Below are 23,078 nucleotides of genomic sequence, written 5' to 3'. Positions count from 1 at the left end.
ATCTGGAGGGAGCGATTCGATGATTGGCGCCGAGGCACTCGAAATCGTCATTCCGCCGCATCTTTCTGAATTGAGCCACGAACTCATCGAGCTGTCCGAGGACGCCGTCGAAACCAGCGGCTCCGGCTTTGGCGGCCTCGACGCCAATTCAGTCCTCTTCGTCGCGCTCTCCGTTCCCCTCATCAAAAAGATCGGCGACGTTCTGATAGCCCGCATCAAGGCGGGCCAGGCAATCAAATTTCGATATAAGGGAATGACCATCGAGGGTGTCTCCGAAGCGGCGATCCTGAAGGCGCTCGACGTGGTCAAAGATGATCTCAAGCCGTAAGCAGCGACTCGTCCAACTCGCGCTAGAGAGCAGCCGCACCCTGCTCACCGGCCGGGTGTCGATCTGGCCAGTCACGGGGATCGACGCGCTGCTTCACCTCGATGAGGCCTATATCTGCGCGATCACCTCGATCGAGGCGAGGAGCCAGGCTCTAAACGTCGCCGGCGTCAGCGCGATCGTCATCGATTCCACGGAGGCGCATTGGATCACCGCGCTCGCGTCGGCGTTCGAGTGGGGCGACCGGTGGCCGCTCTATGTCCTGGAGCAATATTACATCCTGCGGCTCAACATGGCTGGCCTCGGCGCCGAGGCGGACATTTTTAACCAGTTCATCGCCGAGAGCCGCAAGGGCCTTGGGCCAGTTCCGGAGGTGGAGTCTGCCAGAGCCTACGCGGCGAACGTGACCGTCGAGCGCCTGATCCTCGGGCACGAACTCGGCCATCTGGCTTTCGGCGCCGCGACGAAGATCGACAGCGCCCTGCTCAACATGGTGCGCGGCAGCGTCGCCGGGATCGGTAAGGTGTTCGCCGCCGCGCTCGACTACAAGATGGAGGACCTCGACCTTTCGAAGGAAGAGGAGGACGACCTCTTTGCGTCGGTCGAGCAATATCTCAATCGCTACCTCTTTGTCGAATTTCCGGGCGACAGTTATTCGATCGAGCGCCAGTTGCTCCAAAAGGCCGACGCCTGGACGCTGCTGCAGCGCGCGCGCCGGCTCGAGCCGCTACGCGCAGCATTCGGCAACCTCGACCTATTGCAGGAATGCTTTTGTGACATCTACGGGTTCGAGCGCCTTCTCCAACTGACCGGCGGAGGTCCGAACCACGCGCATTTCCTGTGCCTCGATATCATGCGCACGCTGCACTGCATGTTCGCCTTTGGCGCGATCGACAGCCTCGTGCGCGAACGGACGCTGAGGGCACAGATGCGCGAGGAACTCCGGACGCTGTACGCGCCGCTCCCGACCGAGCGGATGGAAGCGATGGGCGAGGACGAGGTCAAGGTCGTGTCGGATCAGGCCGACGCGATCAAAGCTCGCTATGGGGAGGATCCCGACACGCTCGGATACCAGACGGCGATGGTTCGGGCGATCTTTCGGCGCGTTGCCTTCTATACCTATATCAGGGACCGGCCCGCGATCGCGCTGCCGACGACGGTCCCGGAAATGCGCCAGCTGGGCGACACGCTTGAGGTGACCTTGCTGGGCGCCTGTGCCCGTATCCGCGCAGCATCTGACCAGCTCGAGCAGCAGTTCCCGAAGCTGCTCGATACTGAACTCGCCCCGCTGGAACGGCAGGAACTGCGAGACGGGTGGCGAAGCTTCTCGTCCACCTTGCCCAAGGTCGGATTCGTTGCGATGCAGCTCGCCGAACTCTGATCCTGCCAAGGCCCCCGATCAGACGCCCGGGCGGATCAGCGCGGTGCCGAAAGCCGCCACCCGTCCTTCCACCACCGAGAGGGCGAATTGCTGCGCGGTGATCTCGATGCCCTGGCCAGGCGCCATCTCGGCCGCAACCGACATGCCGGACTCGAGCAACTCGATGATCAACCCCGTTGCCGCCGAGACCGTGATGTTTGCGACCGAAAGCACGACCTGGATGGGCGAGAACAGCATCGCGGGCACCCCACCCCAGGAATAATAATCGGGATAAAGCTGGCGCATCAGCATCCACTCATTGGCCGCCGCGATATTGCAGGCCGTGAAAGAAGGCACGACCTGGAAGACGCGTTTAACCAGGCATCCGAACCATCGGTACCATCCAAACGAGAGCGCATTGAGGGCGCCCTCCACCACGGCGCGGACCTCCGACCCGGAATAGCCATGGGCTAGCCAATAGTCGGCGTCGAAATAGGCCGTGCCGGTCGCCTCAAATTTGACGGCCTCGCCGCGCTTCGGGTCGAACCGCCAATATTGGTAGCGATAGGTCTTGTCCGCGCCTGAGGTCCTGATGAACTGAGCAAGCGCCAGCTTCAGATCCTCGCCGCTGAAGATCGGGACTCCGGCGAGTTCGGTGATCACATCCCCCACCCGAAACGGGCTTCCGACGCCAAAGGGCGTCTGCGCCGCCGCCACGATCACGCGCACGCCCTCGCGATATTGCCCATTGTCGTCGTTGACCTCGATCCCGTTCACATAGGGTTGGACGGTCCCGAATTGCTCGCGGTACGCCTTGCGCATGGTGAGCAGCGTCGCCAGCCCGGCAGCGTTCCGCTGCAGCCCGTCGATCGGCAAGCCGTCCTTTGCCTCGCCCCATGCACAATTGGGGGAACACAGACCCGGATCAGCGATCAGCCAGGTAGCCTGCGCGACGCCCTCGCTCGTTTTCGTTTCGACGGCGCGGAAGCCCAATGGTGCATCGAACAGGCCACATCGCGCTGCCTGGGGCTCATCGCCGACGGCGCCGGCGCAGCTGCGCTCGGAACCGATGCCGACCCCGCCCCACGCGACGTCGCGTCCTTGCCAGGTCGCCGCATAGCGCGCATCCTCGCGCAGCAGCCCGATCGCGCTACTGTCGGCCCCGCGGCTATGAGCGTAGATCTTTGGGGTATAATGGTATTTTCCAAAATCGACCTGCTGACATTCGCCTGGGGCCAGGCTCTTCCACCCCGTGACGCCGTTCTTGCCATAGCCATCGACGGGGCGGACCAGCAAAGCGGTCTCAGTGCGGTAGGGCGTCAGTCCGCATACCTTCACCGATGTCTCGATTAGCTGGAGGAATGCCAGGACAGAACCCTTGCGCTCGATCCAATAGTCATCCTTGAGCGGAATCGCGGCCAGGGATTGTCCAAGGTGTGCATGGCGTCGCGCGACCGCAGCTTCACCGCATTGCGGCAGAGACACATTGCTCATCGCACAGGCCTCGTTGATACCGTTCAGCGATTTGATCAGCTCAACCCCATCGGACGGCTTGCTCTCGAGCGTGAAGTCGAGCGGCAGCGCATCGATGCCGAGAACCGCCGCCGGCGCCAGCTCGGTCGCGACTTGCTCCGTGCTGGAGAAGGCGAACCTGAAGCGATCCGCCAGGGTGCGTTGCCCATCGGCCCAGTGAAGCCAGGGATATGCTTTGGTTGCAGCGCTGTAGTGACGTTGAGTCTGTACTAGGGAGAACACAGCGGCGACCAGGGCGATGGCGGCGAGAACGCCCGCTATCGGCGCCAATGAGGGCGAGGACACAGGGCGAGCAGTTGTCGCGGGCATGCCATACCTCCGAATGCTGTTAGTTCGTTCCTATCCTGTCCTGGGGAGCCTTGTTGCGAGCATGATATCATCGAACTGTCATGACACGGTCTGTTTTTACTTTATCTCCTTAAATAATCGCCTGCTTGCATTTGCCCACCTAAAGTTCTTTTGCCGTCGCGCCAACAAGTTAGGCTGACGCTGCATTTTTTTGACCGACAGCTGGGCACGCCGAAGACGGAGGATTATGGACCTCATCGGAATTGCCAGGGGAGCCAGCCGGCTGCGCCAGTTCATCGAACAGGACCTTGCGGACCTGCTCGTATCCTATGATCTGCGCGCCGCATCGGGGGCACTGCAGGATGCAGATCATGCGTCGGACAAAAGAAGCGTGCTCTGGTCGGCGATCAACCATCTTGAGGCGGCCGAGGCCAAATATGAGCCGGACCTGCGCGGCAATCATCGCTTCTTCGCTGCTCAGTCACTTCTTTACGTCATCGCCCTGCGCGCGCTGATCCTGCGATCGCTTGATGAACCCCAGCTTGTCGCGCGCTGCTTCGACAAGAGCCTCAGGATCGTATTGACCCAGAACGACAATGCCTGGAAACGGCAATTGAGCGACATCGTCGAAAGCTGGAACCCTGCCCTCTGGGTCCGGATGGTACGGTTCCTTAACTCGCCGCTTGGCAAGGCAGCGCGCTGCTTCGACGCGATCGCATTTTGGGAGACAATGGGATTCTCGAACACTGGACGGCTGGCGCTGGACAGCGGTCCCGAGATCGATCCCCGTTAGATTCCAATGGCCCATGATGGAAGAACTCGGGTCGAGCGATCTTGGCGAGGGCCTGAGGTCATCATAGAGATGGTTTGGTCCGAGGACACCTGCCCCGAGGCGTAATCCAGCTATGTTCCGCCCTTTACCTTCTGTTCGCCATCTCCGGTGTACACCATGCCCATGCTCAAGGGGTGGGTTTTCAGTCTGTTGGCGCTGATCGGCGCGCTGCTCGTCTCCGCGCTTGCCGGCGCGGTGCCGGCAGAAGCGCAGACCGGGCTCGCCGGCCGGCCGGTCGCGATATGCGTGGCGCGTGCCGTGCCGGGCATGGCACCGCGCGCCCTGTTCGCCGAACCCGCCCGCTTCGACTGCAAGGTCCGCCAGACCAAGCTCGGTTCGGGTGACTTTTGGGCCCTCTCCGCCCCGGTCCGCGCGACCGGCGCGGTCGATATCCGCATCGGCAGCCTGTGGCAGGAACGCGTTACGCTCCATGCACTTTATGCCGATGGAACGATCGTCTCGGCGGTGACCGACGGCCGGGCCGCGACCCGGCATCTTCAGCTCGGCGCGATCATCGAGCGCGGGCTGCCCGAGCGCAGCGCGCCGCTCGTCCGGCTGCTCTGGCATGTCGAGGGCGCCGCCAATCTGCGCGGTATCCTGGTCGGCGCCCGCATCGCGACGCCGGCGGAAAGCGCCAATGCGAACCTGGTGATGGGATCGGTCTATGCCGGGTTCGCCGGGCTGTGTGTCGCCCTGCTCGTCTATAATCTCGCGCTATGGGGCGCGCTGCGCCACCGTTTTCAGCTCGCTTATTGCGGCATGCTGCTCGCGCTGATGGTCTATGCGACATCGTCGTCGGGCGCGCTGGCCTGGGCCTGGCCTGACATCGTCAACAATGATCGGCTGCGGATCAACTATGCCTCGCTCGGCCTGGCGGCGGTCGCGGCGATGCTGTTCGCCCGCACCTTCTTCGAACCGCGCGTCTTCGCCGGCTGGCTGGCCAGGGCAAGCAATGTGATCTGCGTCCTGATGCTGACCACGGTCGCGCTGCTGGCGACTCTGGCGCCGTGGCAGATCACCCTGTTCGACAAATTCTTCTCCTTCGTGTTCATCGCCCAGATCGGCATCGTCGTGCCGATCCTGTGGCGCGGCTGGCGGACGCGGAGCAATTATCTGTGGATGTTCGCGATCGCCTGGGCCGCGCCGATCGTGCTGGCCGCCTTCCGCATCGCCAGTTCCCTGAATGCGATCAGCTGGAGCTTCTGGCTCGACAATTCGACGATCCTGACGATGACAGTTGAGGCGCTCTTCTCCAGCCTCGCCATCGCCTATCGCATTCGCCTGCTCAGCCTGGAACGCGACGAAGCCCGCGAGCAGGAGATCGCGGCGCGGCTGCTGGCCGACACCGATCCGCTGACCGGTCTGTTCAATCGCCGCGCCTTTCTGCGCAACGCGATCGGGCGGGAAGGCGAGCAGATATTGCTGCTGGCCGACATCGACCATTTCAAGCGGGTCAACGAAACGATCGGCCATGACGGCGGCGACGAGGTGCTGCGCGTGTTCGCCCGCACCCTGCGCCAGTCGGTGCCCGCCGAGGCGCTGGTCGCGCGGATCGGCGGCGAGGAGTTCGCGATCATCACGCCGGTCGGGCTGGCAGTCGAGGCCGAAGACATCCTCGCGCGCCTGCGCGCCGCGCGGATGCCGTACGACCTGTCGGTGACGGCAAGCATCGGGACCTGCAGCGGCCCGTTGACGAAGGAAACCGACTGGAAGGCGCTGTATCGCGGCGCCGACCGCGCGCTGTTCGAAGCCAAGGCGGCGGGCCGCGACCGGGCGCGCTGCACCCGGAATCAGGGGCGAATCGCCGCCTGACGTCGCTTGCCCCGACACTCCCTCGAGCCTATGGAAGACGGCACGGGAGTCATGCGATGCGTAATCGTCGAACTGGGTTGATCATCGCGGCGGCCGCGTTGCTGATCATGGCCGCGCGCCATCCCTCGGCCGACCTCCGCATCCTCACCCATGATCGGGGGGACAGCGCGCCGCGCAGCTTCCAGGCGGCGATCGATTTCGGGCTGGTGGCGATCTCGGTGCTCATCACCTGGACCGAAAAGCGCTTCGCCTGACGCTTGCACCGTGCCGGACCGCTGCTTACACTCCTGTCAATGACTGATCCCGAAAGCGCCTGGCGCGATTCCTATCGCCACCCCACGCGCTGGGACAGCGCCTATCCGCCACAATCGATGGTCGCGTTCTTCGACGAAGCGGCGGCCCGGAGCGGCACTGCGCCGCTGATCGATTTCCTCGGCCGGCATTACAGCTATGCCGAGACACTCGACGGCGCGAACCGGGTCGCGACCGGCCTTAAGGCGCTGGGCTATGGCCCGGGCGACCGGATCGGCCTGTTCCTGCCCAATGTGCCGCATTATCTCGCGGCCTATTACGGCATCCTCAAGCTCGGCGCGACGGTGGTGAATTTCTCGCCGCTCTATACGCCCGCCGAGCTTGAGCATCAGGTCGCCGATTCGGGGACGAAGCTGCTGTTCACCCTTTCGGCCAGCGCATTGCTGCCGACCGCGCTCGAAGTGCTCGACGGGTCGAGCCTGGAGCGGCTTGTGGTGGGATCGGTCGCAGGCGCGTTGCCGGCAACGAAATCGGTGCTCTACCGGCTGTTCAAGCGCAGCGAAGTGACCAAGCGGCCGCATGACCCCCGAATCATGGCCTTTTCCGAGCTGATCGCGAATGACGGCGTTCACCCCACCGCCGCGATCGATCCGGTCAATGACGTCGCGCTGATCCAATATACCGGCGGCACCACCGGCACGCCCAAAGGGGCGATGCTGACCCACCAGAATCTGAGCGCCAATGCGCGCCAGGTGATGGGGCTCGATCCGCATCCGAACCAGGCCGACCGAATCCTCGGCGTGCTGCCGCTGTTCCATGTCTTCGCCAATACCTGCGTGCTCAACCGCACCGTGCTCAACGGCGGCTGCATCGTGATGCTGCCGCGCTTCGAAGCGGGCCAGGTGCTGGCGGCGATCGACCGCACCAAGGCGACCGCCCTGCCCGGCGTGCCGACCATGTATCAGGCGCTGCTCGACCATCCGAAACTGGCCGCGACCGATTTCTCGTCGCTCCGCGTCTGCATCTCGGGCGGTGCGCCGCTCCCGGCCGAGCTCAAGGCCAGGTTCGAGGCGGCGACCGGCTCGGCGGTGGTCGAGGGCTATGGCCTGTCCGAAAGCTCGGGCGTGATCTCGGCCAATCCCTATGAGGGCGAAGGCAAGTCCGGCACGATCGGCCAGCCGATCCCGGGCACCTGGGTCAGGCTGGTCGACAAGGGTGATCCGACCCGCCCTCCCCCCGAAGGCGAGCCGGGTGAGATCATCGCCACCGGCCCGCAGATCATGAAGGGCTATTGGAACCGGCCCGATGCCGATGGCGACGTGTTCATCACCGATGCGGACGGGCGGACCTGGCTGCGCACCGGCGATGTCGGCACGATCGACGCTGACGGCTTCATCAAGATCGTCGACCGGCTGAAGGACATGATCGCCGTCTCCGGCTTCAAGGTCTTCCCGAGCCAGATCGAGGCAGTGCTGCACCATCATCCCGACGTGAAGGAAGCGATGGTGATCGGCCTGCCCGATCCGTATCGCGGCGAGCAGCCACGCGCCTATGTCACCCTCAACGACGGCGCGACCGCGACCGGCGAGGAGCTGCGCGACTGGCTCAATCCCCAGATCGGCCGGCACGAGCGGGTCGACCAGGTCGTGATCCGGCTGACCATGCCCAAGACGATGATCGGCAAGCTCAGCCGCAAGGATCTGGTGGCCGAAGTGATGGCTAAGGCGGCTTCAAGCGTCGGATAACGAACCTTACTCGCGACATCGCCGTGAGCCCGACCCACTTCCTCCCGTCACCCCGGATTTGTTCCGGGGTCCACCGTGCCGCAAACTTCACAGCCGCAATACATGCGGAACGGTGGAACAAGTCCGGCATGACGGAAATTTCCAGCGACCGCATCAGGACGCCATTCCGCCTCCGCCCTTTTCCGACGCGGATAGCAAGCACCCATCCTTGACCCCCCTCGCCCGCCTGCCGCATAGCGGCATGATGGAGAAACCCATTGAAGAGCTGTCGTTCGAGGACGCGCTGAAGGAACTGGAGACGATCGTCTCGCGGCTGGAAACCGGCGAGGCGCCGCTCGACCAGGCGATCAGCCTGTACGAACGCGGCGACAAGCTGCGTCGCCGCTGCGCCGACCGGCTCGACGCCGCGCAGGCGCGGATCGAGGCGATCCGGCTGGACAGCGAAGGCCGCGCCGCCGGCACCCAGCCCTTTGCCGCGGGCTGATCCGATGACGGCGTCCCTGTCGCTGCAGGCGGCGCTCACCCAGGTCGGCGCCGATGTCGACCGGCGGCTCGACGTCCTGTTGGCGATTCCCGACGATCCCCGTGCCGATCTGTACCGGGCGATGCGGCATGCGGCGATCGGCGGCGGCAAGCGGCTGCGCCCGTTGCTGGTCTTCGCCACCGCCCGGCTGTTCGGGGTCGACCGCGATTGCGCCGGCCGCGTCGCGACCGCGATCGAGTGCATCCATGTCTATTCGCTGATCCATGACGATCTGCCCGCGATGGACGATGACGATATGCGCCGCGGCAAGCCGACCGTGCACAAGATGTTCGGCGAGGCCACCGCGATCCTGGCCGGCGATTGCCTCCACGCGCTCGCCTTCGAGATCCTTGCCGATCCGGCGACTCACCCCGACCCCTTCGTGCGGAGCGAACTGGTGTTCGACCTGGCCCGCGCCGCTGGCCCTTCGGGCATGGCGGGCGGCCAGATGATGGACCTCGAGGCGGAGAAAGCGAGCTTCGACCTGCCGACCGTCACCCGGCTTCAGGCGATGAAGACCGGCGCGCTGATCGCCTGTTCGGTCGAGGCAGGCGCAATCCTCGGCCGTATTGCACCGGACGGCCGCACGCCGCTTCGCGGCTATGCCCGCGACGTGGGCCTCGCCTTCCAGATCGCCGACGACCTGCTCGACGTCGAGGGCGACGAGGCGGCCGCCGGCAAGAAGCTGCGCAAGGACGAGGGTGCGGGCAAGGAAACCTTTCTGTCGCTGCTCGGCGTCGCCCGCGCGCGCGAACAGGCCCGGATGCTGGTCGATCAGGCAATCCAGCATCTTCAGGGCTTCGGCGCCGAGGCGGACCTGCTGCGCCAGATCGCGCGCTTCACGCTGGAACGCGACCGATAACCGGGACCCGCCCGCTCTGGCGGATCACTGCCGCGGTCCTGCTGATCGCGGCGATCACGGTCGGCGCCTGGCAATATGCGCTGCACTGGCGCCCCTCGGCATGGCGCTATCCCCGCCAGGGCATCGACGTCTCGCATCATCAGGGCATCATCGACTGGTCGGCGCTACCCGCGCAGCAGGTGGACTTCGCCTATATCAAGGCGACCGAGGGCGGCGACCATCGCGACCGGCGCTTCGCCGAGAACTGGGCCGGCGCAGGCCGGGCCGGCATCGCGCGCGGGGCCTATCATTTCTTCACCCTGTGCCGTTCCGGCGCCGACCAGGCCGCCAATTTCATCGCCACCGTGCCGATCGACCCCACCGCACTGCCGCCGGTCATCGACCTGGAATTCGGCGGCAATTGCGCGGCGCGCCCATCGATCGCGGCGCTCATGACGGAGCTGGCCGCCTTCATACGCCCGGTGGAGGCGCGGTTCGGCCAGCCGGTCACGCTCTACCTCACCCGCGAATTCGATGCCGCCTACGGCCTCGGCACCCGCGTGAACCGCCCGCTCTGGCTGCGCCGGCTGGTGCTCGAGCCGAACTGGGGCGCCCGCCCCTGGGCGATCTGGCAGGCTTCGAGCTTTCGCCGCGTCCGCGGCATCACCGGCCGGGTCGATTGGAACGTGATGCGGCCTTGACACCTGCACGCCGCCCCCGCAGTCCCCGTTCCCGAACCCATTCTCGATCTTCCCGTGCTTGGCAAAGGCAGTCGACATGACCATCCGTACCGGCGTCTATCCCGGCACTTTCGATCCCGTCACGCTCGGACATATGGACATCATCCGGCGCGGGGCGAAGCTGGTCGACCGGCTCGTCATCGGCGTGACGACCAATCCGTCCAAATCGCCGATGTTCGACCTCGACGAGCGCATGGCGATGGTCCAGCGCGAGGTGGCCGGGATCGGCGGGGAAATCCATGTCGTCAGCTTCGATTCGCTGCTGATGGATTTCGCCGAGCGCGAGGGCGCCCGGGTGATCGTGCGCGGTCTGCGCGCCGTCGCCGATTTCGAATATGAATATCAGATGGCGGGCATGAACCAGCAGATCAATCCGCGCGTCGAGACGGTGTTCCTGATGGCCGACGTCTCGCTTCAGCCGATCGCGAGCCGGCTGGTCAAGGAGATCGCGCTCTATGGCGGGCCGATCGACCGGTTCGTCCCCCCCAATGTCGCCGCGGACGTTGCCGCCCGGGTCGAGAAGATCGGCCGCAAGGGCAGCTGACGCGATTTCCTCGGCGCCTGCCACACGAGCGCCACGGTTGCGTCGGAAGAGGACGGTTTGCAGCGGGATGTTCAGATTGGCGCAAGCGGGGATTTGCTCTAAGCGCGCTGCAACGCCTTACGGGCCCGAAGTGTCAGGGCCAGGATGTTACGGGGATATGATGCGTTTTATTGCCAGCCTGATCGCGTGTGTATCCGCCCTTTTCGTCACGGGCGCGGCGACCGCCCAGAACCTCGATACCCCGGTCGCGGGACGCGCGCCGATCCCCACCAGGGATCCGGCGAATCTATGGTATCTCGACCTGTCGACCGGCGGCCGCGTGGTCATCTGGCTGCGCCCGGATGCGGCGCCGAAGATGGTCGACCGGGTGAAGGAGCTCACCCGCCAGCATTTCTATGACGGGCTGGCCTTTCACCGCGTGATCGACGGCTTCATGGCGCAGGGCGGCGACCCCAAGGGCGACGGCACCGGCGGATCGACGCTGCCCGACATGAAGGCCGAGTTCAATTTCCTGCCGCATGTGCGCGGTGCCGTCTCGGCGGCGCGCACCGCCGACAATGAGGACAGCGCGAACAGCCAGTTCTTCATCGTCTTCCAGCCGCGCCTGACGCTCGATCATAAATACACCGTGTTCGGCCGCGTGATCGAGGGCATGGACTATGTCGACGCGATCCAGCGCGGCGAGCCGCCGGCGAACCCCACCAGGATCCTCCACGCCTATATCGGGTCGGACAATCCCCCGGCCTACACGGCACCGCCGCCCGCGCCGGTAGTGGTCGCGCCGACCCTGTCGCTGACCGACGTACCCGCCGCGCCGCTGGTGGTGAAGGTACCGGCGGGCGCGAAGAAGCCGGCGCCCAAGGCTCCTGCCCCGAAGGCAAAGGCGAAATAAGCGCCGCCCGCTCCACGCGGGCAGCGAGGATACGATGAAGGTCGACCTCTTCGATTTCGATCTGCCGCCGGAACGCATCGCGCTCCGGCCGGCTTCACCACGCGATTCGGCGCGGCTGCTGGTGCTTGACGGCGATGCCACGCGCGACCTGGCCGTGACCGACTTGCCCGGACAGTTGCGCGCGGGCGACCTGCTGGTCTTCAACGACACCCGCGTGATCCCCGCCCAGCTCGAGGGCCGACGCGGTGATGCGAAAATCGGCGCGACGCTGCACAAGCGCGAAGGCCCGCGCCGCTGGCGCGCCTTCATCCGCAATGCCCGGCGCCTGCGCGAGGGTGACAGCGTGGATTTCGGCGCGGGCGTCAGCGCGGTCGCGAGCGACAAGGCCGAGGATGGCAGCCTGGCCCTGACGTTCGCGGGCGACGAGCCGGTCGAGCTGCTGCTGGAGCGCGCCGGCCATATGCCCCTGCCCCCCTATATCGCGGCCCGCCGCGCCGCCGATGCGCGCGACGCGGAGGATTACCAGACCATGTTCGCGGCGGAGAAGGGCGCGGTCGCCGCGCCCACCGCCTCGCTGCACTTCACGCCCGCGCTGATGGAGAGCCTGGCCGCGGCCGGCATCGGCCATGCGACGCTGACCCTGCATGTCGGCGCGGGCACCTTCCTGCCGGTGAAGGCGGAGGATACCGACGCCCACCGCATGCACGCCGAATGGGGCCGCATCGAGGTGGCGACGGCGGAGCGCCTCAACCAGGTACGTCGCAATGGCGGCCGTATCATCGCCGCCGGCACCACCAGCCTGCGCCTGATCGAGAGCGCGGCGGACGAGGACGGGACGATCCGTCCCTTCGAAGGCGACACCGCGATCTTCATCACTCCCGGCTATCGCTTCAAGGGCGTGGACGGCCTGGTGACCAACTTCCATCTGCCGAAATCGACCCTGTTCATGCTGGTGAGCGCGCTGATGGGGCTGGAGCGGATGCAGGCAGCGTATGCCCATGCGATTGGGGCGGGGTATCGGTTTTATTCGTACGGGGATGGATCCTTGTTGCTGCCGTGAGGTGGAGTTGGTCGGCGAGGTCGCGAAAGCAGGAGGCCGCGTCCGCACCGGAGTCGTCCTAGAGCTGGATGATTCCCCGCCGCGCCGCGTGGGCCACCGCATCCGTGCGCCCGGTCGCGTCGAGCTTGTCGATCAGTCGGCCCACATGGAATTTGGCCGTGTCCGGCGAAATGCCGAGCCGCTGGCCGATCGCCTTGTTGGACAAACCTTCGGCAAGCAGCGCGATCACGTCGCGCTCGCGCGGCGTCAGCTCGAACCCGTTCTCACCCGCGTCGGATGCGCTGAGGATCAGGTCCGACGCTTCACCGGCGCCGGCGATCCGTAGTTCCGGGACCCGACTCAGGATGTCGGCAAGCCGGGCGGCAAGCGCCGGCTCGTCGACGCGAATGGCGAGGCGCAGACCCGTTGCTGGATCGCGAATGCTCACCGTTCCGGCCGATCCCCGATCGTCACCTTCACCTCCAGCGATGCGCCCCCGCGCCGAAGGAGCAGAATAACCTCGGAACCGACCGGTGTCGTGCGCAGCGTCCGCAGGAGAGCACCGACATGCGGAATCCGAACGCCAGCCCAGGACAGGATGATATCTCCCTGGTGCAGCCCGGCGCGTGCCGCCGGTCCGTCGCGGTCGAGCGTCATCACCATGCCGCCATGGCCGCCGTCGTCCAGCGGGACATCCTTCAGGCCGACGCCGAGATAGGCGACCGGGACCCGGCCATGGTCGAACAACTGCGCCGCGACCCGATCGATCGTCGCCGCCGGGATGACCAGCGTCCGGCCGCGCGGGCCGCGCACTGCCATGCCGAAAGCCCCGCCGGCCCCGTCGACGGCGAGGCCGCCCTCGGCGCGCTGCCGCAGCCGCAGGTCAAGCTCGATCCGTGCGTCGATCGTACCGCCGCGCATCGATTGCCAGGCGGGCCCGACCGCGGCGATGCCGCCGAACGCGATCAGCGGCGCACTGTCGGCAGCCGCCACGATCAGCGCGAGCGCGCCGGGTCGGACGGCCAGGTTGTCAAGCGTCGCCACTGGAGCCTTGAGACCCTCGACCCGAAGCAGAGCGATATCGGTTGCCGCGTCGCGACCGACCAGCGTCGCGTTCCGCACCGTGCCGTCGGACTCCTCGATGTCGATCGAGCCTTCGTCGGCCAGCGTCTCGTCCGGCGTGATCACCAACCCCTCGCGCCAGACGAAGCCGCTCGCGAGCGAGCGATGCGACTGGACTTCGACAATCGAGGGGGTGGTAGCGGCGGCGAGGTCGGCGAGCGACGCGGAAAGCTCGGCGAAAGTCGATGCGGTGGTGGCCATGGGCAAATCTCCTGTGCACGCGGAGATAGGGTGTCGCCTCGGTGCTTCGCTACTGCCCGGCCGGGTAGGTCCTCTCCGCCTGAACGGACCGGCCGTTCGAGCACGTCAACCCGGCGACGATTGAATGGCGCTGCGCGGTCGAGCTCTATAGAGCTAATCAAGCAACAATGGCTTGCGCGGATAAGGGCTATGACGTAATTTCTCTTCGCTAAAAGGCCCAGTATTGTTGCTATAATTGGCACATTCCAGGCAAGGCGTGTTTGTAGCGTGAACTCAAGGAGTTGAACGACCCGATAAGCTGAGAACAAATCAGGAGAGAGATAATGCGTGTTCATTCGATTGCGCTGACGGCGGCGCTGTGCCTGTCGCCCCTGCTCGCCGCTGGAGCCCAGGCCCAGGTGACTGTCGAGCAGGTCCCCGCCGAAACCGATTCCTCCAACCAGGCGGCCTGGTGGCGACCGATGGTCGTCAAGGGCAACACCACTTATGTCGCGTTCAATGCGCCCGGCACCGCGGCGGGGACCCATCAGGTCAAGATCGGCGTGAAGGTCGGCAACGGCGCCTGGGTGATCGGATCGCTCAAGGACCAGTTCGGGGCGATCTGGAGCCATCCCGACGATATCGGCCATGATCAGCCCACCATCGCCGTCGATGGCGACGGCTATATCCATGTCTGGGCCGATCATCATGTCGACGACTGGCGCTATTTCCGCTCGAGCGCGCCAAACGACCCCTCCGCGACGCTGCGCCGCGTCGGCGAGATGCCCGGCACCGTCGGCGCCACCTATCCGATCGCCGAGCATGCTCCGAACGGCGATATCTATCTGATGATCCGCAATCACTTCAGCGGCGCCGGCCAGGGGGAACTCTATCGCTGGAACAACACCGCCAATAGCTGGTCGAAGACCGCCGTGTTCGCGCGCGAAACGGGGAATTATGTCTATCCGGACGATCTGCAGGTCGACAGCGCCGGCAATGTCCACCTCGCTTTCGAATGGGCCTATGGCATGCCGAGGGCGCTGCGGCATTACGGCTCCTATATCAAATATGACGTCGCCGCCGCCCAATGGCGTACCGCCAACGGCACCGCGGTCACCCTGCCGGTGACGCGCACCACCGCCAATCTGGTCTATCAGGGCCTTTCCACCGGAGAGCTGTGGAATAATTCGGATACGGGGATCGGCATCCAGGCCGCGGGGCTCACCGTCGATCACCTCAACCGGCCGAGCGTGGCGTATCGCTACCGCACCGACGGCGGCGCCAATGCCTTCGACTATGACGTGTATCGCCTGCGCTGGAACGGCAGCGCCTGGGCTGACAAGGTGAAGATCTTCACCGCGACCGACAACGTCCCAGCGGCGGTCGAGACGACGCACAACGGGACACGCGCCCGCGTCTATTTCACCGTGTCCGGCGTCGGACTGATGGGAGCGGAAAGCCCGGGCTATGTCCCCTATGCGCTCGCCACCGGCCAGCCTGGCGTCTCGCGTATTTCAGGCGTGCTGAAGACCAGCACCGAGGACGTGATCTACGCCGCCGCGCCGACGGAAATCGATGCCGACCGCGGCCGACTCTATGTCGTCACCGTCGGCAATACCCTGCCCTGATGAGAAAATGCTCCGGCGGCTGGATGTCCGCCGGAGCATCTGGATCGAAAACGCTGGAGCAAGGACGTGATGGACAGAAGCCCGGCACCGGCAGGTGGCCGATCATCGATCGCCGTGGCGTCCCTTGCGCTGGCCGCGGCGCTGGGCATCCTGATCCTGCTGTTCGCGCCGCATTCGAGAGATACCCCGTCCGCGGAATCGGGGATCGTGATCGTCCCTTCCGCCATGAACGTGGCGCAGTCCGTGCCGGAGTCAGTCCCCCAAGCCGAACCTGATCCGATCCTGACTCGGGTCATGATGGATGGCGCACGATCCTCAGCGACGTTCCAGCTTGCAGCCGGCACTGCCCGCACCGTGATGCTCGGACAGGAATTGCGCCCCGGCTGGCGCCTGAAAGACGTCAAATCCGGCTCCGTCACGGTCGCCACGGCCAAGGGCGATCGTCGGTTCGCGCTGTCCAGCATTCCCGTCGATACCGGACAGGAGGGGTTAGCCGGCGAGGCGCAGCCCAAGTCAGTCCTCATCCCCGATGCGCCCGCAGTCGCTGCCGACGGATCTTCGGTCACGCGCTGCTCGGACCCGGAATGCTAGCCTGTACGGGGCCCGGTTCAACAAGGGCAATGTACCGCTGGTCGATGAGCGCGTTTTGAATAATATTATTAAATATCATTATCTTATACTGAATCTCCCCACCGCAAAATGTCAGCAACCCTACTGACATTCCCAACAAACCGCTTCGATTCAACCCACCCCCTCTCCATCCTAAACCTCAACCATGCCCACCCCTTCGTCCGCCGCACCGCACAACAACCTATCGCCAGCCGCCCGAATCCGGCTATCGGTTCAGCACCCCTGGTTGAGCGAGCGTGCCGATTCCGTGAAAGCCCTTTCCGCCATCCGCTTGTCCGCCGCCGGGGCATTTCTCGGTTTCTGCCCGCTCGCCACGCCTCCCGCCGCCGCGCAGGACGCGCGGCAAAGGGTGCCGGTCACGCTCCCGTCCGGCGGCAGCCCGCCGATCTCCGCCGCCCCGGGCGGTCAGCCGCCCGCGACGATCGTCGCCGAGCCGGTCGCGGTGATGATCGCGGCGTGCGATGCGAATGGCGACGCGAAGGTCACCCGCACCGAACTGCAGGCCTGTGTGCAACGCAGCTTCGCCGCCATCGATACCGCGCATAGCGGATCGATCGGCTATATCGGCTATAGCGACTGGGCGCTGCTGTGGCTGGGCGATCGCAACGCCCTGCCCAGCCCCTTCACCGTCGACACCGATGGCGACAACCGCATCACCCTGGCCGAGCTGCAGGCGCAGTTCGAATCGCTGTTCGCCCGTTTCGACGCTGACAAGGACGGCGCGATCACCCGCGCCGAGCTGCTGACGATCCGCGCCACGGCCATCGGCGATCGCCCGGACCCGCGCGGCAAGAAACCCAAGCGGTAAGATGAATTTCTGCTCCACCCCGGATGGCCCCAAGGGCAGCGCCGCTCCGGACGGGGCGCCGCGCCGCTATCGGCTGGTGATCTTCGATTTCGACGGCACCCTGGCCGACAGCGGCGACTGGTTCCTGTCGATGTCCGATCAACTCGCCCAGCGTTTCCGCTTCCGCCGGGTCACGCCCGAGGAAGTCGAGATATTGCGCGGCCGCACGAGCCGCGAGGTGATCCGCTATCTCGGCATCCCGCGCTGGAAGCTGCCCGGCATCGGCCGCTATCTCCATGCGCTGCTCGCCCAGCAGACCGACAAGATCGCGCTGTTCAACGGGGTCGAACCGCTGCTCCGGGGCCTGGCCGATGCGGGGTTCAAGATCGCGCTCGTCACCTCGAATTCCGAGGCGAACGCGCGGGCGATATTGGGGCCCGCCAATGTCGCGCGGATCAACTGGTTCGAATGCGGCGCGTCCCTGTTCGGCAAGGCGCCACGCTATCGCCGGGTCCTGCGCCGCGCCTATGTCGAGCCCTATGAGGCGATCGCGATCGGTGACGAGACGCGCGACATCGCCGCCGCGCGCAAGGCCGGGGTCACCGCCGGCGCGGTGCTGTGGGGCTATGCGCACCGCGAGGCGCTGACGAATGCCGGGCCCGACCTGTTTTTCGAGCATCCCGACGAGGTCGCCCGGCTGTTGCTGGGCGAGGTGCGCGCGAGCGGCGACGAGCAGCGGCAGGACTGATGCGATCGATCCCTGGCGATTTCGATGCCGCGACCGTCGCGGCGATCGATGCGCGGCTCGAGGCGATCCTGCGCGACGATCGGGTCGCCACGCCGCTGGCGATCGAAAGCGGCAGCCGCGCCTGGGGCTTCGCTTCGCCCGACAGCGATTATGACTGCCGGTTCCTCTATGTCCGGCGGCGGCAGGATTATCTCACCCTCTGGCCGAAGCGCGACGTGATCGAGACGCCGCTCGACGGGCTGCTCGACGTCAATGGATGGGATGTCGCCAAGGCCCTGCGGCTGATCGTCAAGGGCAATGCGGTGGCGATCGAATGGTTGCGCTCGCCGATCGTCTATCGCGGCGATCCGGCCTTTCGCGATGCCCTGCTCGCCTTTGCCGACGCCCATGCGCCGCTTCCGCTGGTCAGGCGCCACTATCTCCATCTCGGCATGCAGCAGTGGAAACGCGCGAGCGACGAAGACGGGATCGCGATCAAGCGGCTCTTCTACATCCTGCGCCCGGCCGCGGTGCTGCGCTGGATGCGCCATCATCCGGGCGCCACGCCGCCGATGCATTTCCCGACCTTGATCGCCGAGTGCGAGCCGCCGGCGCAGTTCCGGGCGATCATCGCCGATCTCATCGCGCGCAAGGCGGAGACGCGCGAACTCGGCTTGGCGCCGATGCCCGCTGAGATCGAGGCATTCGTCGAGGCCGAATACAAGATCGCCGAGGCGGAGCCCAAGGGCCTGATCGACGTCCGGTCGCAGGCGGCGGCGGATACGGCCTTTCACGAGATGCTGGAGCGCTTCGCACCGCCGTGATTACTTGACATCGTCAAGTATTGGCAGCATCAAAGGAACATGGACTCGACCATTCCCTCGCTGCGTGCGTTCAACCGCTTCTATACCAAATTCTCCGGCGCGCTCGATCAGCGCTTTCTCGGCAGCGCCCTGTCGCTTGCTGAAGGACGGCTGCTCTACGAGATCGCGACGCGCGACCGGCCCGTGGCGAGCGACCTGCAAGAGGTGATCGGGCTCGATGCAGGCTATGCCAGCCGGATGCTGCGCAAGTTCGAGGCGCATGGCTGGATCGAGCGTGGCCGCGGCGAGGATGCCCGGCGCCGCCCGATCTCGCTGACCGCGGCGGGGCGGGAGATGTTCGCCGATCTCGACAAGCGCCAGCGCGCGGTGCTGGAGCAGCGGGTCGCACCGCTGGCCGAGGCCGACCGGCGCGTGCTGGTCACCGCGCTCGATACGGCGCGCGGGTTGCTCTCCGCGAGCGACACCGCCGGCTACTCCGTCCGCACCTTCGGGCCAGGCGATATGGGCATGATCACCGCGCGCCAGGCAATCCTCTACCATGAGAGCCATGGCTGGGCGGCGCCGATGGAAGTGCTGCTGGGCGAGGTCACCTCGGCCTTCCTCCGCGACTATCGGGTGGGCCGGGAGCAATGCTGGGTCGCGGAGAGCGGCGGCGTGATGGCTGGGTCGATCTTCGTGGTCGATGTCGGCGAGGGGATCGCCCAGCTCCGGCTGCTCTATGTCGAGCCATGGGCGCGCGGCATGGGCATCGGCGGCGACCTGGTCGACCGCTGCGTCAGCTTCGCGCGTGAGGCGGGCTATACGACCTTGCGGCTATGGACTCACAGCGTACTGCTGAGCGCGCGGCGCATCTATGCCGGCGCCGGGTTCGAGATCGTGAAGACCGAGATCCACCATGAATTCGGGGCGCCTGAGCAAGGCGAGATCTGGGAACTGGCGCTTTAACCGATATGCACCGCGAGCCACACCGTGGGCTCATCCTTGGCGGTATAGGTTACCCAATGCCGCTGCCCGCCGGCAATCGTCAGATGATCGCCGGGGCGGAGCGTCACCGCCACCGAATCCTCAATCCTGATCCCCGCCTCGCCCTGCAGCAACACGACCCATTCGTCCTGCTCCTGCACCATCGGCTCGTCCTCGGACGTCGCCTGGCCGTTGGACACGATCCGCTCGATCCTCACGCCGGGGCGGTCGAGCAGTGCGGTAAAGGCTTCGGCACGCTTCGCCCCCGGGAGCTTTGCGAACAGGTTGGCGACGGCGACCTTGAACTTGGGTTTGGGCGGGGGCTTCGGCTTGCGAGCCGGCTTTGGTTCAGGCTCAGGCTCGGATTCCGGCTCGGGTGGCGCCGTAACCTTCTTCCGCGCCTTCACCGTCCCGGCCGAACTTTTCCACGTCGCGCGCATCGCGTCGCGCAGATAGGCCTCGACCTGCGCCGCGCTCGCCTCGAGCCCCTTGCCGCCGATGCCCAGCACCGGCTTGTCCGCTGCGTCTACCAGCCCATATAGCCCGAAATCGCCGCCCGGCTTGCGTCGCCGCGACGTCTTCAGCTTGAGCCCGCGATGCCGCGCCATCTCGCGCAGCTTTTCGGTCGTTTCGTCGGCCATGACGGGGCAATGTCTAGGCCCGCGAAGCGATGCGTGTCGACAGGCGCCGACTTCCGTCGCTAGAGGCTCATCCATGTCCCCCCGTTTCGACTTCACCATCCACGCCACCGACGGCAAGTCCCGCACCGGCGAGATCGCGATGCGCCGCGGTACGATCCGCACCCCGGCCTTCATGCCAGTCGGCACGGCCGCGACGGTCAAGGCGGTGAAGCCCGCCGATGTGCGCGCGGCCGGCGCCGACATCATCCTCGGCAACACCTATCACCTGATGCTCCGCCCCGGCGCTGAGCGCGTCGCACGGCTCGGCGGGCTGCACGGCTTCATGGGCTGGGACCGGCCGATCCTGACCGACAGCGGCGGCTATCAGGTGATGAGCCTGAGCGACCTGACCACCCGCTCCGAGGACGGCGTCACCTTCAAGAGCCATCTCGACGGCACCCGCCATACGCTCTCCCCCGAACGCTCGATCGAGATCCAGCGCCTGCTCGGCTCCGACATCGTCATGGCGTTCGACGAGCTGGTACCGACCACTTCCACCAAGGAAGTGCAGGCAGCCGCCATGGCGCGGTCGATGCGCTGGGCGAAGCGCAGCCGCGACGCCTTCGACGGCGGCGGCACGCATGCGCAAGGCGCGGCGATCTTCGGCATTCAGCAAGGCGCGCTCGACGAGCAGCTCCGCGGCGAAAGCGCCCAGGCGCTGATCGATATCGGTTTCGACGGCTATGCGGTCGGCGGCCTTGCGGTCGGCGAGGGGCAGGCGGCGATGTTCGGCTGTCTCGATTTCGCGCCGGGCCAGCTCCCTGCCGACAAGCCGCGCTATTTGATGGGCGTGGGCAAGCCAGACGATATCGTCGGCGCGGTCGAGCGCGGCATCGACATGTTCGACTGCGTCCTGCCGACGCGATCAGGCCGCACGGGCCAGGCCTTCACCCGCACCGGACCGATCAACATCCGCAACGCGAAGTTCGCCGAGGACACCGGCCCGCTCGACCCCGCTTGCCCCTGCCCGGTCTGCGGCACCTGGAGCCGCGCCTATCTCCACCACCTCGTCCGCGCCGGCGAGATTCTCGGCGCGATGCTGATGACCGAGCATAATCTGTGGTTTTATCAGGTCTTGATGGCCGATCTTCGCGACGCGATAGCGGGCGGGCGGATCGCGGCCTTTGCCGATGCGTTCAGACGGGACTATGCTGGCCCGCCCAAGGGAGAGTGACTTGGCTACCGACGATCAGGACGACACCAACGAAATCCTCGCCGCCACCCGCGCCGCCAAGGAGCAGCGCGAAGCGGCCGCCGCGACCAGCGATGCCGCCAAGGCGAAGCGCTGGCCGCTGACGACGATCGGGCTCGGCATCGGCTCAGCGGCCATCGTCGCCGCCCTGCTCTACGCCAACCGGTCGCGCCACAGGCGCTGACCGTCGCGGCCGGCGGTCAGCCGCCGCCGCATCCGCCACACCCACCACCGCCGCATCCACCGCCGCCGTCGCTCGAGCCGCCACCGCCGTCGCTCGAGCCTGCGGTGCGTAGCGTGTGGAAATCGCCCAGGCCCGAGCCGACCAGCACGCCGGTGCCGAACAGGGCCACCGCATGGTCGGTTTCGCCCGCGGTCGGCGCGCGGCGCAACCGCTCGGCATCGCGCCGCGCCTTGTTCAGCGCCGCACGGCCGCCCTGGGTCCGGCGATCGACCGCCGCCCAGCGGATCAGCGCGAAGACCGCGGTCAGAATCATCAGCAAGGTCAGATAACCGACCGGCCGGCCGCGCTCCATGCCGACCAGCAACTTGATGCCGCCAAAGGCCAGCAGCAGCAGATAGGGCAGAGTCTGCCAGAAGCGCATCTGCAGGGTCAGCCCGTCATCCATCATCAGGCCCGCAGTGATCAGCTTGCTCCGCACCGGCTGCGCATAGGGTTTCAGCGCGAGTTCGATCACCGGCCAGCGCACCTCGCCGGGGATCGCCAGCACACTGCGATCCGCGGGCGTATCCCCCCCGCTGCGCGCCGCGACATGGAAACTCTTCTTGCCGATCATGACGAGCGAGCGCGCCGCCAGCAGCCGGGTCACCACCGCGTCGGCGAAGCGGGTGGCGCCGCCCGCCAGATAGGCAAGCTGACCGGTATCCCCGACGCGCGCCGAGCGGCCTTCTGGGCGGAGCCAGCGCGGGATAATGAAGCCGGCGACGATCGTCGTCGCCAGCAGGATCATGTAGAGCTGGAGGAAGGGGCCGCCGGTCAGGTCGAATGGTCCGAGAGACATAATCAATGCTCCTCTACCGTGACACCACAGATGCAAGGACTGCCGCTGCAAGCAGGATGATCAGGAGGGACAGCAGCGCCATGCGCCTGGGGATGATGAAGGCGTCGCGCGGGTGGACCCGGCGCGCCCTCGGATCGTCGATCAGCCGCCGCGCCGCGCCCGGCCAGATGTCCTCGGGCGGCGTTTCGCCGAAGACCTGCTCATAGCGTTTCAGCGTATCGGCATATTGGTCGAAGAAGCGGCCCCGCTCACCCGCGCCACCGGCAGTCGGGCCGTGGTGCAGCGGGCGGCCGAGGACCTGGGGGCAGAAGCATTCCCAATAGTCCCGGCTATAAGTGAGGTGCAGGTGCCAGGCCTGATCCACAGCGTCTGAGGGGGTGACCTCGGTTTCGCCGGTGACGGCCAGAAAGCAGAATTTCTTGTATTCCCCGATCACCCGTTCGGCCTGTGCCAGGCTCCAGCCATTCTCGCGCGCGAGCCGCGCCGTGAAGGTCAGCGCGGCGTCTTCGGGGCCGATGATATAGGGGAAAAGCGAGGCCCAGACCGGGTGATCCGGGCAGGACGTGGGCAGACGATTCGTCTCGCTCATCTAAAACC

26 protein-coding genes are annotated in these 23,078 nt (G+C 66.1%); 20 read left to right on the top strand and 6 right to left on the bottom strand.

The window, feature by feature from the left end:
- The first annotated feature begins 19 nt into the window (after positions 1 to 19).
- Both AC1RT8_RS09090 and AC1RT8_RS09085 read left to right on the top strand, forming a co-directional pair.
- Positions 20 to 328: a hypothetical protein gene (locus AC1RT8_RS09090; RefSeq protein WP_493075284.1), complete on the top strand. Its 309-nt coding sequence runs from the start codon at positions 20 to 22 to the stop codon at positions 326 to 328.
- Positions 312 to 1,706: a hypothetical protein gene (locus AC1RT8_RS09085; protein ID WP_493075283.1), complete on the top strand. Its 1,395-nt coding sequence runs from the start codon at positions 312 to 314 to the stop codon at positions 1,704 to 1,706. The genes AC1RT8_RS09090 and AC1RT8_RS09085 overlap by 17 nt, the downstream gene beginning before the upstream one ends.
- Before the next feature lie 18 nt (positions 1,707 to 1,724).
- On the opposite strand, the gene AC1RT8_RS09080 is transcribed toward AC1RT8_RS09085, so the two are convergent.
- Entirely contained in the window at positions 1,725 to 3,527 is a 1,803-nt protein-coding gene (locus AC1RT8_RS09080; protein WP_493075282.1) for a hypothetical protein, read from the bottom strand.
- A gap of 190 nt (positions 3,528 to 3,717) precedes the next feature.
- Here AC1RT8_RS09080 and AC1RT8_RS09075 point away from each other — a divergent pair, with 190 nt between their 5' ends.
- The 10 genes from AC1RT8_RS09075 to queA all read left to right on the top strand — a co-directional run bounded on the left by AC1RT8_RS09075 (position 3,718) and on the right by queA (position 12,747).
- Positions 3,718 to 4,299, top strand: coding sequence for a hypothetical protein (locus tag AC1RT8_RS09075; RefSeq protein WP_493075281.1), 582 nt, complete (start codon positions 3,718 to 3,720; stop codon positions 4,297 to 4,299).
- A gap of 156 nt (positions 4,300 to 4,455) precedes the next feature.
- Positions 4,456 to 6,150: a GGDEF domain-containing protein gene (locus AC1RT8_RS09070; protein ID WP_493075579.1), complete on the top strand. Its 1,695-nt coding sequence runs from the start codon at positions 4,456 to 4,458 to the stop codon at positions 6,148 to 6,150.
- A gap of 56 nt (positions 6,151 to 6,206) precedes the next feature.
- Positions 6,207 to 6,404, top strand: coding sequence for a hypothetical protein (locus AC1RT8_RS09065; protein WP_493075280.1), 198 nt, complete (start codon positions 6,207 to 6,209; stop codon positions 6,402 to 6,404).
- Between the two features lie 39 nt (positions 6,405 to 6,443).
- Positions 6,444 to 8,147 (top strand): long-chain-fatty-acid--CoA ligase, encoded by a 1,704-nt coding sequence (locus AC1RT8_RS09060; RefSeq protein WP_493075279.1) that lies wholly within the window; start codon positions 6,444 to 6,446, stop codon positions 8,145 to 8,147.
- A gap of 244 nt (positions 8,148 to 8,391) precedes the next feature.
- Positions 8,392 to 8,631, top strand: a complete 240-nt coding sequence (locus AC1RT8_RS09055; RefSeq protein WP_493075578.1) for an exodeoxyribonuclease VII small subunit — start codon at positions 8,392 to 8,394, stop codon at positions 8,629 to 8,631.
- Between the two features lie 4 nt (positions 8,632 to 8,635).
- Positions 8,636 to 9,532, top strand: coding sequence for a polyprenyl synthetase family protein (locus AC1RT8_RS09050; protein ID WP_493075278.1), 897 nt, complete (start codon positions 8,636 to 8,638; stop codon positions 9,530 to 9,532).
- On the top strand, positions 9,529 to 10,212 hold the full coding sequence (locus AC1RT8_RS09045) for a glycoside hydrolase family 25 protein (protein WP_493075577.1): 684 nt from the start codon (positions 9,529 to 9,531) through the stop codon (positions 10,210 to 10,212). Before AC1RT8_RS09050 ends, AC1RT8_RS09045 begins: the two co-directional genes overlap by 4 nt.
- An 82-nt stretch (positions 10,213 to 10,294) precedes the next feature.
- Positions 10,295 to 10,795 (top strand): pantetheine-phosphate adenylyltransferase, encoded by a 501-nt coding sequence (coaD, locus tag AC1RT8_RS09040; protein WP_493075576.1) that lies wholly within the window; start codon positions 10,295 to 10,297, stop codon positions 10,793 to 10,795.
- Positions 10,796 to 10,952: 157 nt separating this feature from the next.
- Positions 10,953 to 11,687 (top strand): peptidylprolyl isomerase, encoded by a 735-nt coding sequence (locus tag AC1RT8_RS09035; protein WP_493075277.1) that lies wholly within the window; start codon positions 10,953 to 10,955, stop codon positions 11,685 to 11,687.
- A 34-nt stretch (positions 11,688 to 11,721) separates the two neighbouring features.
- On the top strand, positions 11,722 to 12,747 hold the full coding sequence (queA, locus tag AC1RT8_RS09030; protein ID WP_493075276.1) for a tRNA preQ1(34) S-adenosylmethionine ribosyltransferase-isomerase QueA: 1,026 nt from the start codon (positions 11,722 to 11,724) through the stop codon (positions 12,745 to 12,747).
- Positions 12,748 to 12,805: 58 nt separating this feature from the next.
- On the opposite strand, the gene AC1RT8_RS09025 is transcribed toward queA, so the two are convergent.
- Both AC1RT8_RS09025 and AC1RT8_RS09020 read right to left on the bottom strand, forming a co-directional pair.
- Positions 12,806 to 13,174: a response regulator transcription factor gene (locus AC1RT8_RS09025; protein WP_493075275.1), complete on the bottom strand. Its 369-nt coding sequence runs from the start codon at positions 13,172 to 13,174 to the stop codon at positions 12,806 to 12,808.
- On the bottom strand, positions 13,171 to 14,049 hold the full coding sequence (locus AC1RT8_RS09020) for a S1C family serine protease (protein WP_493075274.1): 879 nt from the start codon (positions 14,047 to 14,049) through the stop codon (positions 13,171 to 13,173). Before AC1RT8_RS09020 ends, AC1RT8_RS09025 begins: the two co-directional genes overlap by 4 nt.
- A 323-nt stretch (positions 14,050 to 14,372) precedes the next feature.
- Here AC1RT8_RS09020 and AC1RT8_RS09015 point away from each other — a divergent pair, with 323 nt between their 5' ends.
- From AC1RT8_RS09015 to AC1RT8_RS08990, 6 genes are all read left to right on the top strand, one after another.
- Positions 14,373 to 15,656: a BNR-4 repeat-containing protein gene (locus tag AC1RT8_RS09015; RefSeq protein ID WP_493075273.1), complete on the top strand. Its 1,284-nt coding sequence runs from the start codon at positions 14,373 to 14,375 to the stop codon at positions 15,654 to 15,656.
- Between the two features lie 69 nt (positions 15,657 to 15,725).
- Entirely contained in the window at positions 15,726 to 16,247 is a 522-nt protein-coding gene (locus tag AC1RT8_RS09010; protein ID WP_493075272.1) for a hypothetical protein, read from the top strand.
- 286 nt (positions 16,248 to 16,533) lie between these two features.
- Entirely contained in the window at positions 16,534 to 17,094 is a 561-nt protein-coding gene (locus AC1RT8_RS09005; RefSeq protein ID WP_493075271.1) for an EF-hand domain-containing protein, read from the top strand.
- 1 nt (position 17,095) lies between these two features.
- Positions 17,096 to 17,821, top strand: a complete 726-nt coding sequence (locus AC1RT8_RS09000) for an HAD hydrolase-like protein (RefSeq protein WP_493075270.1) — start codon at positions 17,096 to 17,098, stop codon at positions 17,819 to 17,821.
- Complete coding sequence (locus AC1RT8_RS08995) at positions 17,821 to 18,624, top strand: nucleotidyltransferase domain-containing protein (protein WP_493075269.1); 804 nt, start codon at positions 17,821 to 17,823, stop codon at positions 18,622 to 18,624. Before AC1RT8_RS09000 ends, AC1RT8_RS08995 begins: the two co-directional genes overlap by 1 nt.
- Before the next feature lie 39 nt (positions 18,625 to 18,663).
- Positions 18,664 to 19,569, top strand: coding sequence for a bifunctional helix-turn-helix transcriptional regulator/GNAT family N-acetyltransferase (locus AC1RT8_RS08990; RefSeq protein ID WP_493075268.1), 906 nt, complete (start codon positions 18,664 to 18,666; stop codon positions 19,567 to 19,569).
- Here the strand turns inward: AC1RT8_RS08990 and AC1RT8_RS08985 are convergent.
- Entirely contained in the window at positions 19,566 to 20,228 is a 663-nt protein-coding gene (locus AC1RT8_RS08985; RefSeq protein WP_493075267.1) for a cupin domain-containing protein, read from the bottom strand. The genes AC1RT8_RS08990 and AC1RT8_RS08985 overlap by 4 nt on opposite strands.
- A gap of 73 nt (positions 20,229 to 20,301) precedes the next feature.
- Here AC1RT8_RS08985 and tgt point away from each other — a divergent pair, with 73 nt between their 5' ends.
- Positions 20,302 to 21,441, top strand: a complete 1,140-nt coding sequence (gene tgt, locus AC1RT8_RS08980; RefSeq protein ID WP_493075266.1) for a tRNA guanosine(34) transglycosylase Tgt — start codon at positions 20,302 to 20,304, stop codon at positions 21,439 to 21,441.
- Position 21,442: 1 nt separating this feature from the next.
- Complete coding sequence (locus AC1RT8_RS08975; protein ID WP_493075265.1) at positions 21,443 to 21,643, top strand: hypothetical protein; 201 nt, start codon at positions 21,443 to 21,445, stop codon at positions 21,641 to 21,643.
- Between the two features lie 16 nt (positions 21,644 to 21,659).
- Here AC1RT8_RS08975 and AC1RT8_RS08970 read toward each other — a convergent pair whose 3' ends face one another.
- Together AC1RT8_RS08970 and AC1RT8_RS08965 are read right to left on the bottom strand one after the other, a co-directional pair.
- Positions 21,660 to 22,481: a TIGR04222 domain-containing membrane protein gene (locus AC1RT8_RS08970; protein ID WP_493075264.1), complete on the bottom strand. Its 822-nt coding sequence runs from the start codon at positions 22,479 to 22,481 to the stop codon at positions 21,660 to 21,662.
- Positions 22,482 to 22,494: 13 nt separating this feature from the next.
- Complete coding sequence (locus AC1RT8_RS08965; protein WP_493075263.1) at positions 22,495 to 23,070, bottom strand: glycine-rich domain-containing protein; 576 nt, start codon at positions 23,068 to 23,070, stop codon at positions 22,495 to 22,497.
- Positions 23,071 to 23,078 lie beyond the last annotated feature (8 nt).

The organism is Sphingomonas sp. GW821-FHT10F11 (genome assembly GCF_058809095.1).
Note: the sequence above shows the minus strand (reverse complement) of the source record. Positions and strands in the feature narration are given on the sequence as shown.